14 protein-coding genes are annotated in these 16,359 nt (G+C 70.8%); 4 read left to right on the forward strand and 10 right to left on the reverse strand.

Annotated features, from left to right (window positions below):
• Positions 1–6 precede the first annotated feature (6 nt).
• The 8 genes from ACF1DX_RS03040 to ACF1DX_RS03075 all read right to left on the reverse strand — a co-directional run bounded on the left by ACF1DX_RS03040 (position 7) and on the right by ACF1DX_RS03075 (position 10,488).
• Positions 7–1,755 carry a pyridoxal phosphate-dependent aminotransferase gene (locus ACF1DX_RS03040; protein WP_391789483.1) on the reverse strand — a complete coding sequence of 583 codons (1,749 nt, stop codon included), beginning with the start codon at positions 1,753–1,755 and terminating at the stop codon, positions 7–9.
• 157 nt (positions 1,756–1,912) lie between these two features.
• On the reverse strand, positions 1,913–3,067 hold the full coding sequence (locus ACF1DX_RS03045; RefSeq protein WP_391789484.1) for an aldose epimerase family protein: 1,155 nt from the start codon (positions 3,065–3,067) through the stop codon (positions 1,913–1,915).
• 55 nt (positions 3,068–3,122) lie between these two features.
• Positions 3,123–4,367 carry a multiple monosaccharide ABC transporter permease gene (gene mmsB, locus ACF1DX_RS03050; protein ID WP_391789485.1) on the reverse strand — a complete coding sequence of 415 codons (1,245 nt, stop codon included), beginning with the start codon at positions 4,365–4,367 and terminating at the stop codon, positions 3,123–3,125.
• Positions 4,364–5,914, reverse strand: a complete 1,551-nt coding sequence (gene mmsA / locus ACF1DX_RS03055) for a multiple monosaccharide ABC transporter ATP-binding protein (protein ID WP_391789486.1) — start codon at positions 5,912–5,914, stop codon at positions 4,364–4,366. The genes mmsB and mmsA overlap by 4 nt, the downstream gene beginning before the upstream one ends.
• A 32-nt stretch (positions 5,915–5,946) precedes the next feature.
• Positions 5,947–7,059: a multiple monosaccharide ABC transporter substrate-binding protein gene (gene chvE / locus ACF1DX_RS03060; protein ID WP_391789487.1), complete on the reverse strand. Its 1,113-nt coding sequence runs from the start codon at positions 7,057–7,059 to the stop codon at positions 5,947–5,949.
• Between the two features lie 138 nt (positions 7,060–7,197).
• Positions 7,198–8,166 carry a hypothetical protein gene (locus tag ACF1DX_RS03065; protein WP_391789488.1) on the reverse strand — a complete coding sequence of 323 codons (969 nt, stop codon included), beginning with the start codon at positions 8,164–8,166 and terminating at the stop codon, positions 7,198–7,200.
• A gap of 128 nt (positions 8,167–8,294) precedes the next feature.
• Positions 8,295–9,299 carry a zinc-binding dehydrogenase gene (locus ACF1DX_RS03070; protein ID WP_391789489.1) on the reverse strand — a complete coding sequence of 335 codons (1,005 nt, stop codon included), beginning with the start codon at positions 9,297–9,299 and terminating at the stop codon, positions 8,295–8,297.
• A gap of 25 nt (positions 9,300–9,324) precedes the next feature.
• A complete protein-coding gene (locus ACF1DX_RS03075; protein WP_391789490.1) occupies positions 9,325–10,488 on the reverse strand; it encodes a mandelate racemase/muconate lactonizing enzyme family protein in 1,164 nt (387 codons plus the stop codon).
• Positions 10,489–10,729: 241 nt separating this feature from the next.
• Between ACF1DX_RS03075 and ACF1DX_RS03080 the strand changes: the two genes are divergently transcribed.
• Entirely contained in the window at positions 10,730–11,560 is an 831-nt protein-coding gene (locus ACF1DX_RS03080; protein WP_391789491.1) for a hypothetical protein, read from the forward strand.
• A gap of 345 nt (positions 11,561–11,905) precedes the next feature.
• Here the strand turns inward: ACF1DX_RS03080 and ACF1DX_RS03085 are convergent, their stop codons facing one another.
• Positions 11,906–12,343: a MarR family winged helix-turn-helix transcriptional regulator gene (locus ACF1DX_RS03085; protein ID WP_391789492.1), complete on the reverse strand. Its 438-nt coding sequence runs from the start codon at positions 12,341–12,343 to the stop codon at positions 11,906–11,908.
• 92 nt (positions 12,344–12,435) lie between these two features.
• Between ACF1DX_RS03085 and ACF1DX_RS03090 the strand changes: the two genes are divergently transcribed.
• The 3 genes from ACF1DX_RS03090 to ACF1DX_RS03100 all read left to right on the forward strand — a co-directional run bounded on the left by ACF1DX_RS03090 (position 12,436) and on the right by ACF1DX_RS03100 (position 14,978).
• On the forward strand, positions 12,436–13,455 hold the full coding sequence (locus tag ACF1DX_RS03090; RefSeq protein WP_391789493.1) for an NADP-dependent oxidoreductase: 1,020 nt from the start codon (positions 12,436–12,438) through the stop codon (positions 13,453–13,455).
• A 117-nt stretch (positions 13,456–13,572) separates the two neighbouring features.
• Complete coding sequence (locus ACF1DX_RS03095) at positions 13,573–14,367, forward strand: EI24 domain-containing protein (RefSeq protein ID WP_391789494.1); 795 nt, start codon at positions 13,573–13,575, stop codon at positions 14,365–14,367.
• A complete protein-coding gene (locus ACF1DX_RS03100) occupies positions 14,364–14,978 on the forward strand; it encodes a LysE family translocator (RefSeq protein WP_391789495.1) in 615 nt (204 codons plus the stop codon). Before ACF1DX_RS03095 ends, ACF1DX_RS03100 begins: the two co-directional genes overlap by 4 nt.
• Here the strand turns inward: ACF1DX_RS03100 and ACF1DX_RS03105 are convergent.
• Positions 14,950–16,200, reverse strand: coding sequence for a pyroglutamyl peptidase (locus tag ACF1DX_RS03105; RefSeq protein WP_391789496.1), 1,251 nt, complete (start codon positions 16,198–16,200; stop codon positions 14,950–14,952). The two genes, ACF1DX_RS03100 and ACF1DX_RS03105, sit on opposite strands and share 29 nt — an antisense overlap.
• Between the last annotated feature and the right edge of the window lie 159 nt (positions 16,201–16,359).

The following is a 16,359-nucleotide window of genomic DNA, read 5'->3' on the forward strand; positions in this document are numbered from 1 at the left end:
CCGGGCTCAGCCCACCTGGTCCATTCCCGCCGGGTCCGGCCAGCTCTGCGGCCCCTGCCAGCCCGTCGCCGGGGCCATGGAGAGGCCGTCGGTGCCCCTGACCTGGGCGGCCGTCAGGCCACCGCGGGCGGGGACGCCGGGCGGGGTGGGACCGGCGGGCGGCGGCATCGGCGGCGGCACCTGAGCCGCCGCCGGGAACGCCGCGGCGGGCATCGGCGCCTGTGCCACGGGCGCGAGCGGCTGGGCGGGCGCCGGCATCGGCACGGGCTGCGGGACCGGCTGCGGGACCTGCTGCGGCACGGGCTGCGGGACCTGCTGCGGCACGGGCTGCGGGACCGGCGCGGGGACCTGCTGCGGGACCGGCTGAGGCATTCCCGGTACCCCCGTCACCACCGAGGCCGCGGCCGGCACCGGCATCCCGCCGCCCGCGTCCGCCGCGGGGGCGGACACGGCGGCGGGGAGCGGCATGCCGGTGCCGGCGGACGGAGCGGCGGCGAGCCCCGGAACGCCGGCACCGGCGGTCTGAGCGGCGAGCCCCCGCAGGCCGGCCCCGTTGGTCCGGCTCACCAGCCGGTCCACGGCCGCCGTGCCCGAGCTGTAGCCGGTCCCGGTGGCCTGCTCGGGCGCGGCGGCTCCCCTCCTGGACGTCCCGTAGAGCACCTGTTCCAGGCCGGTCACCAGGCGGCGCACGTCCACCTGGGGGCGTACCACGAGACGCAGGAAGCGGCTGGACGAGCCGATCTTGTTGCCGCACTCGCGGACCAGGATCCGGTGCTCGGTGAGCATCCGGTCCCGGACCACGGTGCCTTCGGCGCCCACGGGCAGGCGCACGAAGAGGAAGTTGCCCTGGGAGGGGTAGACCGTCAGTCCGGGCAGCGAGGAGAGCTGGCCGGACATGTCCATCCGGTCGCGGCGGACCTGGTGCAGGCTCTGGGCGTACTCGGCGCCGTGCTCCTTCAGCATGAACACCACGTGCTCGGCGAAGGAGTTGAGGTTCCACTTGGGGAGCATGGACCGCACCCGCCCCGCGAGCGCCGGGTTGGCGACCAGGTAGCCGAAGCGGATGCCGTGCAGGCCGAAGTTCTTGCCGAGGCTGCGCAGCACGATGACGTTGGGGCGCAGCATCGCCTCCTGCACCACGCTCGGTTCGTTCTCCGCGTCGGCGAACTCCAGGAACGACTCGTCGATCACCACCAGGTCCAGGTCGGCCATGGCGTCCATGAACTGCACGACCGCGTGCTTGTGCAGGAAGCCGCCGTCGGGGTTGTTGGGGTTGCAGATCACCGCCACCCGGGTGCCCCTGGCCCGTATGAACTCGGCGTACTGCGCGAGGTCGAGGGCGAAGCCGCCGGCCTCCTGGAGCGGGAACATGTCGACCCGTTTGCCGGTCTCCATGGGCTGGTCGGTCCAGCGGCCGAAGGTGGGGACGGGGACGGCGAGGGACTCACGGACCAGGAGGTGGTCGATCCAGGTGATCAGTTCGGTCGATCCGTTGCCCATCGCCACGCACTGCGGCGGCAGTCGGAGCAGGCCGCACAGTTCGGCCGTGATGGTGTCGGCGCTGCTCGGATAGTACGTGATGATGTCGCGCAGCCGGGCCGCCATGTCCTCGAACATGGCGGGGGTGGGGAAGTACGGGTTGCAGGGGATGCAGAAGTCCACCGGGCCGGCCCCGTCGCTCTCCCGTGTCAGCGCCGCCATCGACGGGCTGTGTGCCGCAGTGCTGCGGAACAACGAGGTGACGCTGTCGGCCAAGGGAACCTCCGTGTACGGCGGGCCCGTTGGGGAGGGACGGGCCCGTCATGCCTGGGTGGCCCGCGCGGGGGAGCACGGGCCACCCAGGAGTACGGAGCGGGACGCGCCGCCGTTCAGCTCGTGTGAGGAAAATGTGACGGTGGCGGTCCGCCGGGGCTCACGCCCCGAACGAGTGGACCGTCGTCGTCCGGTACGTCTGTCCGGGCCGCAGCACGGTCGACGGGAACGACGGCTGGTTCGGCGAGTCCGGGAAGTGCTGGGTCTCCAGGCACAGCCCGTCGCCCTGCCGGTAGACCCGGCCGCCGGTGCCGACGAGGGTGCCGTCGAGGAAGTTGCCGGAGTAGAACTGCAGGCCCGGCTCGTTCGTCGCGATCCTCAGTGTGCGGCCGGAGGACGGGTCGCGGAGGACGGCGGCCTGCTCGGGGCGGCGGGTGATGCCCTTGTCGAGCACCCAGTTGTGGTCGAAGCCCTGCCCGTAGAGCACCTGCTGGTGTGCGGTGCGGATGTCCCGGCCGACCGGCTTGGCCCGGCGGAAGTCGAAGGGGGTGGCCGCGACCCGCGCCAGTTCGCCCGTGGGGATCAGCCCCGAGTCGACCGGTGTGTAGCGGGAGGCGGCGATGGACAGCTCGTGGTCGTGGACGGAGCCGCTGCCCTCGCCGGCGAGGTTCCAGTAGACGTGGCTGGTGAGGTTGACGACGGTGGCCTTGTCGGTGGTGGCCTCGTAGTCGACGCGCCAGTCGCCGTCCCGGGTGAGGGTGTACGTGACCTTCGTGCGCAGCGTGCCCGGGTAGCCCATCTCGCCGTCGACGCTCGTGTAGTACAGGTACAGGCCGACGTCGGAGCCCCGGGTGAACGGCTCGACGTCCCAGACCCGCTTGTCGAAGCCCTGGGCGCCACCGTGCAGGCTGTTCTCGCCGTCGTTGACGGAGAGCTGGTACGCGGTGCCGTCGAGGGTGAAGCGGCCCTGGCCGACGCGGTTGCCGTAGCGGCCGATCAGCGCGCCGAAGTACGGGCTGGAGGCGACGTACTCCTCGAGGGTGTCGAAGCCGAGGGAGACGTTGGCGTACCGGCCGCGGCGGTCGGGGATCTCCAGGGACTGGACGATGCCGCCGTAGGAGAGGACCTTCATCCGGGTGCCGCCGTTCTCCAGCGACCAGAGGTGGACCTTGGTGCCGTCCGCGAGCCTGCCGAAGAGCGACTTCACCGGCTTCCCCCTGCCCGGCGCGGCGTGTGCCGTGCCGCCGAACGCGGTGGTGGCGGCGACCCCGGCCGCCGCGGCTCCTGCGATGACCGTGCGTCTGTTCAGTTCCATCCGTGCGGCTCCCGAGAAGGAAGGGGCCCCGCCGTCCGGCGGGGCCCGAGCTGACTTACGAACCGGACTTGCGCTTGTTCCACACGTCGAAGCCGACCGCGGCCAGCAGGGCGAGACCCTTGATGACCTGCTGCCAGTCGGTGCCGACGCTGAGGAGGTTCATGCCGTTGTTCAGCACGCCGAGGACGAGACCGCCGATGATCGCGCCGAGCACGGTGCCGACACCGCCGCTCATGGACGCGCCACCGATGAACGCCGAGGCGATCGCCTCGAGTTCGTAGTTCAGGCCCGCCTTCGGAGAGGCCGCGTTCAGACGGGCGGCGATCGCCAGACCCGCCAGGGCCGCGAGCACGCCCATGTTCAGGAAGACCAGGAAGGTGACCTTCTTGTCCTTCACGCCGGACAGCTTCGCCGCCGGCAGGTTGCCGCCGATCGCGTAGATGTGCCGGCCGAAGACCGCGTTGCGCATGAGGTAGCCGTAGCCGACCACCAGCGCGCCCAGGATCAGCAGGATGATCGGGGCGCCCTTGTAGCTGGCGAGGAGCAGGGTGACCGTGAGGAGCGCGGCGGCGATGGCGACGAGCTTCAGCAGGAAGAGGTTGAACGGCACCACGTCCAGCGCGAACTCCTGCTGGCGCTTGCGGTCGCGGAGCTCCTGGAGGACCACGAAGGCGACCATCGCGAAGCCCAGCAGCAGGGTGATGTTGTGGTAGTTGGTCTCCGGGCCGACCTCGGGGAGGAAGCCGTTGCCCATCTTCTGCAGACCGCCCGGGAACGGGCCGAGGGTCTGGCCCTCCAGGAGGATCTCCGTCACCCCGCGGAAGACCAGCATGCCGGCGAGGGTGACGATGAACGACGGTATGCCGAGATAGGCGATGAAGAAGCCCTGTGCCGCGCCCGCGACGGCGCCGGCCAGCAGGCACAGCACCACGGCGACCGGCCAGGAGAGGTCGTGCTGCACCGTCAGCACGGCCGCGAACGCGCCCACGAACGCCGTGAGCGAACCGACCGACAGGTCGATGTGGCCCGCGATGATCACCAGCATCATGCCGATCGCGAGGATCAGGATGTAGCTGTTCTGCAGGACCAGGTTGGAGACGTTGCGCGGCAGCAGCAGGTCACCGTCGGTCCACACGGCGAACAGCGCCACGATCAGGCCGAGGGCGAGCAGCATGCCGTACTGGCGCATGTTGCGGCGCAGGCCGTCCAGCACCAGGTGGAGCAGGCCTTGGCCCGCGGCCGATCCGGTGCCGCCCGGCGGTGCCGGGGCCGGGCTCTTGGCGGTCACATCCGTGCTCATCGGGTTACCTCTTTGTCCTTCGTCATCTGGCGCATCAGCGATTCCTGCGAGGCCTCGGCCCGCGAGAACTCACCCGTGAGCCGCCCGGCGGCCATGGTGTAGATGCGGTCGCACATACCGAGCAGTTCCGGCAGCTCGGAGGAGATGAAGACGACCGCCTTGCCCTCGGCGGCCAGTTTGTCGATGACCGTGTAGATCTCGTACTTGGCGCCGACGTCGATGCCGCGCGTCGGCTCGTCGAGGATCAGCACGTCCGGGCCGGCGAAGATCCACTTGCTGAGGACGACCTTCTGCTGGTTGCCGCCGGACAGCTTGCCCACCGGCTCGAACACCGTCGGGGCCTTGATGTTCATGGACGTGCGGAAGCCCTCGGCGACCTGCCGCTCCTCGTGCTCGTCCACCACACCGCGCCTGGCGACCTTCTCCAGGGCGCTGAGCGAGATGTTGCGGTTGATGGTGTCGATGAGGTTCAGGCCGTAGTGCTTGCGGTCCTCGGTGACGTACGCGATGCCGTGGCCGACCGCCTCGGGGACGGTCCTCGTACGGATCTCCCGCCCGTCCTTCAGGACGGTGCCGCCCGCGTGACGCCCGTAGGTCCGGCCGAAGACGCTCATCGCCAGCTCGGTGCGGCCGGCGCCCATCAGGCCCGCGATGCCGACGATCTCACCGCGCCGGACGCTGATCGACACGTCGTCGACGACCTTGCGCTGCTGGTCGATCGGGTGGTGCACGGTCCAGTTGCGGATCTCCAGCGCGGGGGCCGCGCCTTCCTCCGGCTGGTGCGGGGTGCGTTCGGGGAAGCGGTGGTCGAGGTCGCGGCCGACCATGCCGCTGATGATCCGGTCCTCGGTGGTCTCGGGGGCCTTCACGTCGAGCGTCTCGATCGACTGGCCGTCCCGGATGATCGTCACCGAGTCGGCGACCTTGCGGATCTCGTTCAGTTTGTGGGAGATGATGATCGAGGTGATGCCCTGCTTCTTCAACTCCAGGATGAGATCGAGGAGTTTGCCGCTGTCCTCGTCGTTCAGGGCCGCGGTCGGCTCGTCGAGGATGAGCAGCTTCACCTTCTTGGAGAGGGCCTTGGCGATCTCCACGAGCTGCTGCTTGCCCACGCCGATGTCGGCGACGCGGGTCTCCGGGTGGTCGGTGAGACCGACCCGGCGCAGCAGCTCGGTGGCGTGCCGCAGGGTCTCGTTCCAGTTGATCAGCCCGCGGGTGGCGTGCTCGTTGCCGAGGAAGATGTTCTCCGCGATGGACAGGAACGGCACCAGCGCCAGCTCCTGGTGGATGATCACGATGCCGTGCTGTTCGCTCGCCCGGATGTCCTTGAACCGGCAGGGCTCTCCCTCGAAGAGGATCTCGCCCTCGTAGCTGCCGTGCGGATGGACGCCGGAGAGCACCTTCATCAGGGTGGACTTCCCGGCGCCGTTCTCGCCGCAGATGGCGTGGACCTCGCCCTGCCGGACGGTCAGGCTGACGTCCGACAGCGCCTTGACGCCGGGAAAGGTCTTGACGATCGAGCGCATTTCCAGGACGGGTCCCGCCATGGTCGTGCCTTCCAATCAGTGGGGGACGGCGGTTACTTGAGGTCGCTTTCCTTGATGTAACCGGAGTCGACGACCGTCTTCTGGTAGTTGGCCTTGTCGACGGCGACCGGCTCCAGCAGGTACGCCGGCACGACCTTCGCGCCGTTGTCGTACGTCTTGGTGTCGTTGGTCTCGGGCTTCTTGTCGTTGAGCAGCGCGTCGACCATGTTGGTGGCCACCTTGGCGAGCTCGCGGGTGTCCTTGTAGACGGTCATCGACTGATCGCCGGCGATGATCGACTTCACCGAGGCGACCTCGGCGTCCTGGCCGGTGACGACCGGCAGCGGCTTGTCCTTGGAGCCGTAGCCGTCGGACTTCAGCGCCGAGAGGATGCCGATGGAGATGCCGTCGTACGGGGAGAGCACGGCGTTGACCTTGCCGCTCTTGTACGACTTGGTGAGGATGTCGTCCATGCGGCGCTGGGCGGTGGCGCCGTCCCAGCGGAGCGTGGTGACCTGGGTCAGCTCCGTCTGGCCGGACTTGACGACGAGCTGCTTCTTGTCGATGTACGGCTGCAGGACGTTCATCGCGCCCTGGAAGAAGTAGCGCGTGTTGTTGTCGTCGTTGGAGCCGGCGAACAGCTCGAGGTTGAAGGGGCCCTTCTCGCCGCCGTCCTTCAGGCCGAGCTTCTCGACGATGTAGGTGCCCTGGAGCTCGCCGACCTTCTCGTTGTCGAAGGAGGCGTAGTAGTCGACGTTCTCGGTGCCGAGGATGAGCCGGTCGTAGGAGATCACCGGGATGTCCGCGTCGGCGGCCTGCTGGAGGACGTTGTTCAGCGACTTGTTGTCGATGGCCGCCACGATCAGCGCGTCCACGCCCTGCGTGATCATGTTCTCGATCTGCGAGACCTGCTGGTCGGGCTCGTCCTCGCCGAAGACCAGCTTGGTCTTGAAGCCCTTGGCCTCCAGGTTCTTGACGACGTTGTCGCCGTCGGCGATCCAGCGCTCGGAGGACTTGGTCGGCATCGCGATGCCGACGGTGGCCCCCTCGGAGCCGCCCTTGTCCTCCTCGCTGCCGCCCTCGCCGCTCTGGCCGCAGGCGGACAGGGTGAGGGCGAGGGTGGCGGCCGAGGCGACGGCGGCGAGTGCGGCTCTGCGGTTACGCATGATCATCATCCTTGATGTGGGTGCGGGGTCGGTCCGGACGAGCGGGCGCTTGCCGGGGTGGAACCAGGAGACCGAGAAAGGGGTGTGTGCGATTGTGCGCGTCTGTGTCTACTTCTGTGAAGTCGAGTTTCCGGAACGTTATGACGAGATGTCGAACCGGATCAGATCGCCCGGAAGCCGGGACCCGAGCGGCGCCATGTCGCCGTCCGCGCCATGGCGGGCCAGCAGGTCCAGGGCCAGCCGGCCGCGCCGCACCCGCTCCTTCGCGGTCGCCAGGGTCAGCTCCCGCAGATGGTGCCCGTACGGGTAGATACCGGGCGCCTTGGACAGGCCGAACTTCAGGTACAGCGGGGCGCCGCGCCGGATGAGTTCGGCGACCTCGTACATCCGCACATAGCCGCCGAGGTCGTCGGGGGCCTCGATGTACATGTCCATCGGCGTGGCCGAAACCCGCCGTATCTCGGTGAGATGATCGAGCGTCAGATCGCTGGGGACGTTGATCGAGTCGGCACCGAGCCGCTCGTAGACCGCGAACGAGGCCGGATTGACCGGCCCGACGAGCGCCGACAGCTTCAGCGTGGTGTCGGCGGGCAGCAGCCCGGCCGCCCGCGCCCGGTGCAGCGTCCACAGCACGCCCTCGTCGGCGACGAGCAGGCACGTGACGCCCAGCTCCGTGGCGCGCACGGCGTCCTCGACACAGCCGGCCACCGCGTCGTGGCCCCGGGCGCGCAGTCCGGCGCCGCCCGAGTCGGTACGGGTGGAGCCGCCGATGTCCCAGGTGCCGCGCGGGCCGGTGAACAGGCAGAGCTCGATGTCGCGCTCCGCGGTGGCCTCGACCATCTCGGTGATCTCGGCGTCGGTCAGCATCCAGACGCCACTGCCCTGGCTGATCCGGTGGATCGGCACATCGAGGCGCGAGGCCTCCTTCAGGACCACGGCCAGCGCCTCGGGCCCCTCGCACGAGGGGACCTCGGTGCGCCAGCGGCCCCCGCCGGGGAAGGTGTGCGGCGAGGCGTCGACGGGGTCGAGGGCGGGTGCGCTCAAGCCGAGCGCGGTGAGGGTCTGCTCACCGGGCCTGCGGGGAGCCGTGGCGGAAGCGTCGGTCACAGGGTGTCCTTTGGTTCGGTATGTCGGACGAGGTTCGCGGCTCGGGGTACGAGTCGGGCGGGTTCGGCGCGGGGCCGGGCGTACGCCGGTACGGGGACCGTCGGGTCGCCCTCGTACCGGCGTACGGACTAGGGACGCAACAGCACCTTGCCCACCTTCGGGTCGCCGGACCCCACCAGCTCGATGGCCTCCGGGAACTCGGCGAGCGGCAGCTCATGGCTCACCAGCGGCAGCGGATCGAGCAGCCCGGCGGCGAACATCCGCACGGTGTGCGCCCAGGCGTCCGGCGGAGCACCGAAGACGGTGTGCACCTCCAGCTGCCGTACGACCAGGTCCGTGGGGTCGAGCCCGTCGGCGCCCGGCGCCGGGATGCCGGTGAGGACCAGCCGTCCGCCGCGCCGCAGCAGCGAGGCCGCCGTACGGGCCGCGTCCGCGGACCCGGCGGTCTCGATCACCACGTCGAAGTCGTCCGGGAGAGCCTGGTCCTTGGTGCGGAAGCCGGTGGCCCCGTACCGCCGGGACAGCGCCTCGCGGTCGTCCCGGGTGCCCACCACCAGCAGCTCGGCGGGGGAGCCGGCCCGCAGGAACTGCACGGCGAACATCCCCAGCGTGCCGGTGCCGACCACCGCGACCCGCTCGCCGGGCACGGCGTTCGCCTTCAGCGCGGCGGCGGCGATACAGGCGGCCGGCTCCAGGAGCGCGGCGGCGCTCAGGTCGGCGTCGTCGGGCAGGACGTGCAGCAGCCGGGCCGGGAGGGTCAGCGTGGCGGCCATGGCGCCCGGCTGGGTGAATCCGGTCTCCTCGTAGCCCGCCGAGCACAGCGTCGTCTCACCGGCGTGACAGCGGTCGCAGACCTGGCAGTTGCGGAAGCCCTCGCCGACCACCTTGCGGCCGGCCAGCGCCTGAGGCACCCCCGCGCCCACCCGCTCCACCGTCCCGGACCACTCGTGGCCCGGGGTGAGCGGGTACCGCACGTACCCCTCGGGCCGGTTGCCCTGGTACACCTCGCGGTCACTGCCGCAGATGCCGGAGGCGTGCACCCGGACCAGGGCCTCGCCGGCCCCGGGCTCGCGCGGCTCGTGCGGGACCAGACGGTGCTCGCCGGGTCCCTCGATGACGACCTGGGTGCTCATCGCGCCCCTCCCGGGCGGCCGGCGCTCACTTGGTGCCCTTGGGCTTGCGCTGCTCCCAGCCCTCGGCCCACAGGTCGAACCGGGCCTGCTGCTGCGGGAACTCGGCCGCCGCGTCGACGTCCAGCTCCACGCCGAGGCCGGGGGCGTCGGAGAGGTGGAAGCAGCCGTCCTCCGGGTTCACCCGGGGCGCGCCCTTGACGACCTTCTTGATGTCCGCGTCCGCGAAGTCGTTGAAGTGCTCCAGGATCTTGAAGTTCGGCGAGGTGAAGCCGACCTGGAGGGACGCGGCGGTCAGCACGGGGCCGCCGACGTTGTGCGGGGCGACCAGCATGTAGTGGGTCTCGGCGGTCGCGGCGAGCTTGCGGGTCTCCCAGATGCCGCCGATGTGGCCGACGTCCGGCTGCAGGATGTCCACGGCCTGGCTCTCGAACAGCTCGCGGAACTCGATCCGGTCGTGGATGCGCTCACCGGTGGCGAGGGGCATGTCGACCTTCGCGGCCACCTTCTCCAGCGCCTTGAGGTTCTCCGGCGGCACCGGCTCCTCCAGCCAGGCCGGCTTGAACGGCGCGAGCTCGTGCGCGAGGCGCACGGCGGTGGCGGGGGAGAAGCGGCCGTGCATCTCCAGCATCAGCTCGGCGTCCGGACCGATGGCGTCCCGGACCGCCTCGATCAGCGAGACCGCGTACAGCGTCTGCTGGTGGTCGAGTTCGAAGTGCCCGGTGCCGAACGGGTCGATCTTCAGCGCCCGGTACCCGCGCTCCATGACGCCCCGCGCGGCCTTGTGGTACGCCTCGGGGGTGCGCTCGGTGGTGTACCAGCCGTTGGCGTACGCCTTGACCTTGTCGGTGACCTTGCCGCCCAGGAGCTGCCAGACGGGCACGCCGAGGGCCTTGCCCTTGATGTCCCAGCAGGCCATCTCGACGACGGCGATACCGGACATCACGATCTCGCCGGCGCGGCCGTAGTCGCCGTACTTCATCCGGCGGACCAGGTCCTCGACAGCGAACGGGTCGGAGCCGAGAATGTGGTTGACCTCGGCTTCCTTCAGGTAACCCAGGAGGGCGTCGGTGTGGCCCAGCATCCGGGTCTCGCCGACTCCGGTGATGCCCTCGTCGGTGTGCACCTGGACGTACGTCAGGTTGCGCCACGGCGTCCCGACCACGTGTGTGCTGATTCCGGTGATGCGCACGGCAGTTAGCCCCTCGCTGTGGTGGTGGACCTTGTCATCGGTGTCCGCAGTTCGACGCGTTCGATATTTCGGCACACGTTCGAAATGCTGGCGTGACAGTAAGGACGGGGTGGCGGGGGTGTCAATGGGTCGCGCGCATAACGGTTTCGGCAGTTTCGAAACCATTGAGCAATGGTCCGCACCAAACCTTCACAGCAAGCTCTATGAAGCGGACCGGAACGGAACCTAACCTTCCCGCGTCATGGACTTTTGCCACCCGTGCCGACGGCACCTCAACGGCGCTCTCGCCTGCCCCGGCTGCGGCACACCCGCCGAGACGCTCCACGCCCAGCAGCGGCAGGAGCCTGCCGGGTCTTCGGGTTACGGGGGTGAGACATACGGGGCCGAGGGAGCCACCGGGACCCCGCACGTCGGGGAAGACCCCGGCGAGTACGACGACGGGCCGTGGGACGACGAGGCACGGGACGACGAGCCGCGCGGGCGCCGTGCGGACCGGCGCCGGGGCCGGGAGCCGGGCCCGGACCCCGCCACCGACCCGGACGAGTCCTCCGCGGCGGGCGAGAGCCGCCGGGACCGCAAGGCCGCGGCGCACCGCCGCCGACGCAACCGCACCCTGCTGATCGCGGCCGGTTTCGTCCTCGCGGCGGGCGGACTGAGCCTCGCGGAACTCGGCCTGGACGCATCCGGCTCGGACCCGAGGCCGGCGGCCGCCGGGGAGGAGTCCGCGGACGGCGGCGCGACGGAGATGGAGCCGACGGAGTCGGCGGAGCCGGCGGGCGACGGCGGCACGGACACGGCGGCACCCGGGAAGTCGCCCAGCGCGAAGCCCTCCGACTCACCGTCGGCTTCCGGCTCCCCGACGGGCGAGGAGTCCGAGGGGGCTGAGGACGATGCCGAGCAGGACCCCTCGTCCGCGCCCGCGGCCCCGCCCACGACCGACCCGGCGGCCCCCCCGTCGCCGGAGCCCTCACAGGACCCGGAAACCCCGGCCCCGGCCCCGACCACGAAGAAACCCGACCCGGAACCCGAACCCACGGAGACGTGCGACCGTTTCCTGTGGTGGTGCACCTGACCCGACCCCCGCCCCGACACTCCCGCGCTCAGCCCCCGCCTCCCGCCGCTTCCGCGGGCAGTCGTGCCTCCCCCAGTGCCTTGAGGGCCTGGGAGGTACCCCCAGGGCGGCACGGGTGGGCGGTGGGGGTACCTCCCGCTCGAGCGAAGTCGAGAGTGGGGGAGGCACCCCGCGAGCGCCGGGCAGCGCAACCCACCCCCGGCCCACACCAACGCAGGGCACCCGCAAAGCACCGGGCCGCGCGAGACCCCCGCCCACGCCAATGCCGGGGCACCCGCAAAGCACCGGGCCGCGCGAGACCCCCGCCCACGCCAACCTCGGGCCCCAAAAAACCGGCGCGGCCGACTACCCCAGCATCCGCCGCAACGCATCCCGCAGAGCCACCCGCTCCGCCTCCGAAAGCCCCGCCAACGGCTCACGCGCGAACCGCAGGGACTCCCGCAGACTCCGGGCCACCCGCCGCCCCTCCGCCGTCGCCGCCGCCAGCTTCACCCGCCGGTCCGCCGGGTCGGGCCGGCGCTCCGCCAGACCCCGCGCCTCCAGCCGGTCCACGATCCCCGTGACGTTCGACGGCTCGCACTTCAGCCGCTGCGCCAGCTTCCGCATCGGCAGCGGCTCCAGGGACAGCAGACTCAACAGCTTCGCCTGGGCACCCGTGAGGGCATGACCGGCGGCGGCTTCCTCGTACTCCTCGTGGTAGCGGGCCACCACCGAGCCGATGAGCTCGACGACCTCCAGGGTGAGGGCGTCGGGACGGTGCGGGGTGGCATCGGGTGTGGCCATGCACACCAGGGTACCCGGTTGCTTGACATCCTGAAATATTCAGTCGCATGGTTGTTTCAGGTAATGAACTATTCGAGGAAAGGTGCCAGGCCATGACCGCTCCCGCACTCCCCACCACCGGCCGCGAGTGGCATCTGCTCAGCCGCCCCGTCGGCTGGCCGAAGCCCGAGGACTTCGCCCTCGTCGAGACGGAGGTCCCCGCCCCGGCCGGGGGACAGGTGCTGGTACGGAACACGTACCTCTCCGTCGACCCGTACATGCGCGGCCGGATGAGTGCCGCGAAGTCCTACGTCGCCCCCTTCGAACTGGGCAAGGTCATGCAGGGCGGCGCCGTCGGCGAGGTCGTCGCCTCGAACGCCGACGGGATCGCGGCCGGCGACCACGTCCTGCACTTCTTCGGCTGGCGCGAGTACGCCGTCGTGGACGCGAGGAACGCCGTCAAGGTGGACCCGGAGGCGGCGCCCCTCTCGGCGTACCTGGGCGTGCTGGGCATGACCGGCCTCACCGCCTACGCCGGCCTGCTGCGCACCGCCTCCTTCAAGGAGGGCGACTCCGTCTTCGTGTCCGGCGCGGCGGGCGCCGTCGGCAGCCAGGTCGGGCAGCTCGCCAGGCTCAAGGGCGCCTCGCGGGTGATCGGCTCGGCCGGCTCCGACGAGAAGGTCAAGCTGCTCCTCGACGAGTACGGCTTCGACGCCGCCTTCAACTACAAGACCGCCCCCGTGAGCGAGCAGCTCCGCGCCGCCGCCCCGGACGGCGTCGACGTCTACTTCGACAACGTCGGCGGCGACCACCTGGAGGCCGCCATCGGATCCCTCAACCGGGACGGCCGTATCGCCGTCTGCGGCATGATCTCGGTCTACAACAACACCGAGCCCGCCCCCGGCCCGCGCAACCTCGCCCGGCTGATCCAGACCCGCGGCCGCATCGAGGGCTTCCTCGTCGGCGACCACTACGACCTCCAGCCGCGGTTCGTCCAGGAGGTCGGCCCCTGGGTCCGCTCGGGCGAGCTGAAGTACCGCGAGACGGTCGTCGAGGGCATCGAGAACAACCTGGAGGCGTTCCTCGGCGTCCTGCGCGGCGACAACACCGGAAAGATGATCGTCAAGCTCTGACCCGGCCGTGACGCCGCGCCGCCGGCGGTCGTTGCGTACGACGGGGGCCGCACCCTTGGACGTGGGGTGCGGCCCTTGCCCGTGCCGGGCGGACGGCGCCCCGATAGGGTCTCCCCCATGCGCGATCTTGGGGCGGGTTTCCGGTATCTCCTGAAGGGCCAGCGGTGGGTGGCCCGGCACGGCAAGCAGTTCGGGTTCGGGCTGCTGCCGGGGCTGATCACCCTCGTGCTGTACGCGGCGGCGCTGGTGGCGCTGGCGCTGTGGGGCGAGGACTTCGTCACGTGGGCGACGCCGTTCGCCGACGACTGGTCCAGCCCCTGGGCCGGACTGTTCCGCGGCTTCCTCACCGCCGTGCTGTTCGCGCTCGGCCTGCTGCTGTCCGTGCTCACCTTCACCGCGGTGACCCTGCTCATCGGGCAGCCGTTCTACGAGAACCTCTCCGAGAAGGTCGACCGGGACGTCTCGCCCGACGGCACCGCGCCCGAGTCGGGGCTGCCGCTGTGGCGGGAGCTGTGGATCTCGGCCCGCGACAGCCTCCGTATCGTCGTACGGGCCCTGGTGTGGGGCGTGCTGCTGTTCGCGCTCGGGTTCATCCCGGTGGTGGGGCAGACCGTCGTCCCGGTGATCGGGTTCTTCGTCACCGGCTTCTTCCTCACCGAGGAGCTCACCGCCGTCGCGCTCCAGCGGCGCGGGGTCGAAGTGCGCGAGCGGCTCGGGCTGCTGCGGGGGCGCAAGACCCTGGTGTGGGGCTTCGGCACCCCCCTGGCGGTGGCCTTCCTGGTCCCGTTCGTCGCCGTGTTCCTGATGCCCGGCGCGGTCGCCGGCGCCACCCTCATGGCACGCGACCTGCTCGGTGAGGAGACGGCCGGGGACGGCTCCGAGGAGTCCGAGGAGGAGGGCGCCCGGTCATGACCGAGGTGCTCGCCGTCGCCGTCATCACCGTCCTGGCCGTGATCGCGCCGGGCGCCGACTTCGCCATGGTGGTCCGCAACAGCTACCTCTACGGCCGCCGCACCGGCCTGCTCGGCGCCCTCGGCGTCGCCGCCGGTGTCCTGGTCCACGTCACCTACACGATGCTCGGCGTCGGCCTGCTGATCGCCTCCTCCACCTTCCTCTTCACGGTGATCAAGCTGGTCGGCGCGGCCTACCTCGTGTACATCGGCGTCCGCACCTTCCGCACCCGCGGCGAGGTCACCGTCGACCTGGAGAACAGGACGGGGCTGACCCCGTTCGCCGCGCTGCGCACCGGTTTCCTGACCAACGTCCTCAACCCGAAGACGACCCTGTTCGTCGTCTCGACGTTCGCGCAGGTCGTCAGCCCCGGCACCCCGGTCCTCCAGCAGGTGGGCTACGGCCTGTTCATGTCGCTGGCCCACCTGCTGTGGTTCGGCGTCGTCGCCGTGTTCTTCTCCCACGACCGGATGCGCACTCTGATGCTGCGCGGCCAGAAGGTCCTCAACAAGGTGATCGGGTCCGTCCTGGCCGGTCTCGGCGTCAGCCTCGCGTTCGCTCCGTCGCACTGACCGCCACGGTCACGATCGACCGCACCTGGTCGATGATGTCCAGCCGGTTCCGCACGAACTCGGGGTCGGTGACCTCGGTGGTGTTCCCGGCGCCGAACTGCAGCACGGGCGTGTGCACATGCCCGCCCGGCAGCCTGTCGTGCAGCCCGAGCCGGTCCCGCAGCAGCGTCGCCCGGTAGGCGATCTCGTTGGACAGGTAGTCCCCGCCGCCCCCGGCCCGCGCGGTCGACCCGGGTGTCGGCCCCTGAGGCCGTACGACGGGCTCGGTGCCTCCCGCCGGGATCTCGGTGACGCCGGTGTTGTCGTACACCGGGAACCGCCCGGTGTCCGCGGCGACGATCTCCGCGTACGGCAGGGTCGTGGACGTCCACTGGGGCTGTGAGGCCGGGTCGGTGACCGGGATCGTCTCCGTGCGGCCGATGTTCTCGTTGTCCCCGAAACCGCCCCGCCAGGCCCCGTTGGTCCGCTCGACGTCGAAGCGGCCCACCCGGCCCTGGCTCACGGTGGTGAACAGGTCGACCCCCGGCAGACGCGGCCGCAGCGCCCGCTCCACCGTCCCCTCCGTGAAGTCCCGCCAGCGCACCGGGAACACGGCCGTCTCGATGCGCGCGGGACCGTCCGCGGTCTCGATCACCGTGCCGTCGAGGGCGAGCGCGACCGCGCCGGACGGATTGGAGATACGGATGTCCCGGTCCAGGGTGAACGGGTCGAAACCGGTCAGCAGGACCCGCTTCATCCCTTTGCCGTGCCGCGGGTAGTGGAGCGCGGTCTGCCCGCGCGAGGTCCGCTCCAGCTCGTCGAGCAGCCGTGCCCGTTGCTCCTCGCCCAGCCGGAACCCCGGCTCCCAGGTGCGCAGTTCGCGGGTCATCCCGAGCCGCGCCCAGTACAGGGGCCGGTCGTCGTCCCGGCTGAGGTCACCGCCCGCCGGACCGCGCCCCTGCGCCCGGTCGACGGCCCTGCGCCACAACCGGGTCCCCTCGCGCACGACGGCACGGCGGGCCTGGGCGTAGGAGTGCGCGCGGTCGAGCGCACGGGCCAACTCCGGCGCCACGTCGTCGAATCCGGAACGGCGGAGTATCTCCTGCGGGGCGGCCCCGTCCAGGCGGCGTTCCTCGACGGTGGGGGAGGGGGCCGTCTCGGCGGCGGTCGCGGTCGTAGGGGCGGCGAAGCCGGTCAACAGGGCCAGACCGAGAACACCGATGCGAACACGTACGGATCTCAAGGGAATTGGGCCTTCCGTCGTCGTGGGGTACGGCATGCCGAGCCCGCAGTATCGCGCGCCCGCCACACCCCACGCCACGGCCCGAGGGCAGTCGTGCCGCCGTTCCCGCGGGCAGTCGTGCCTCCCCCAGTGCCTCAAGGGCCTGGGAGGTATCCCCAG

This window comes from Streptomyces sp. NPDC014676 (assembly GCF_043084105.1).
Lineage (GTDB): Bacteria > Actinomycetota > Actinomycetes > Streptomycetales > Streptomycetaceae > Streptomyces.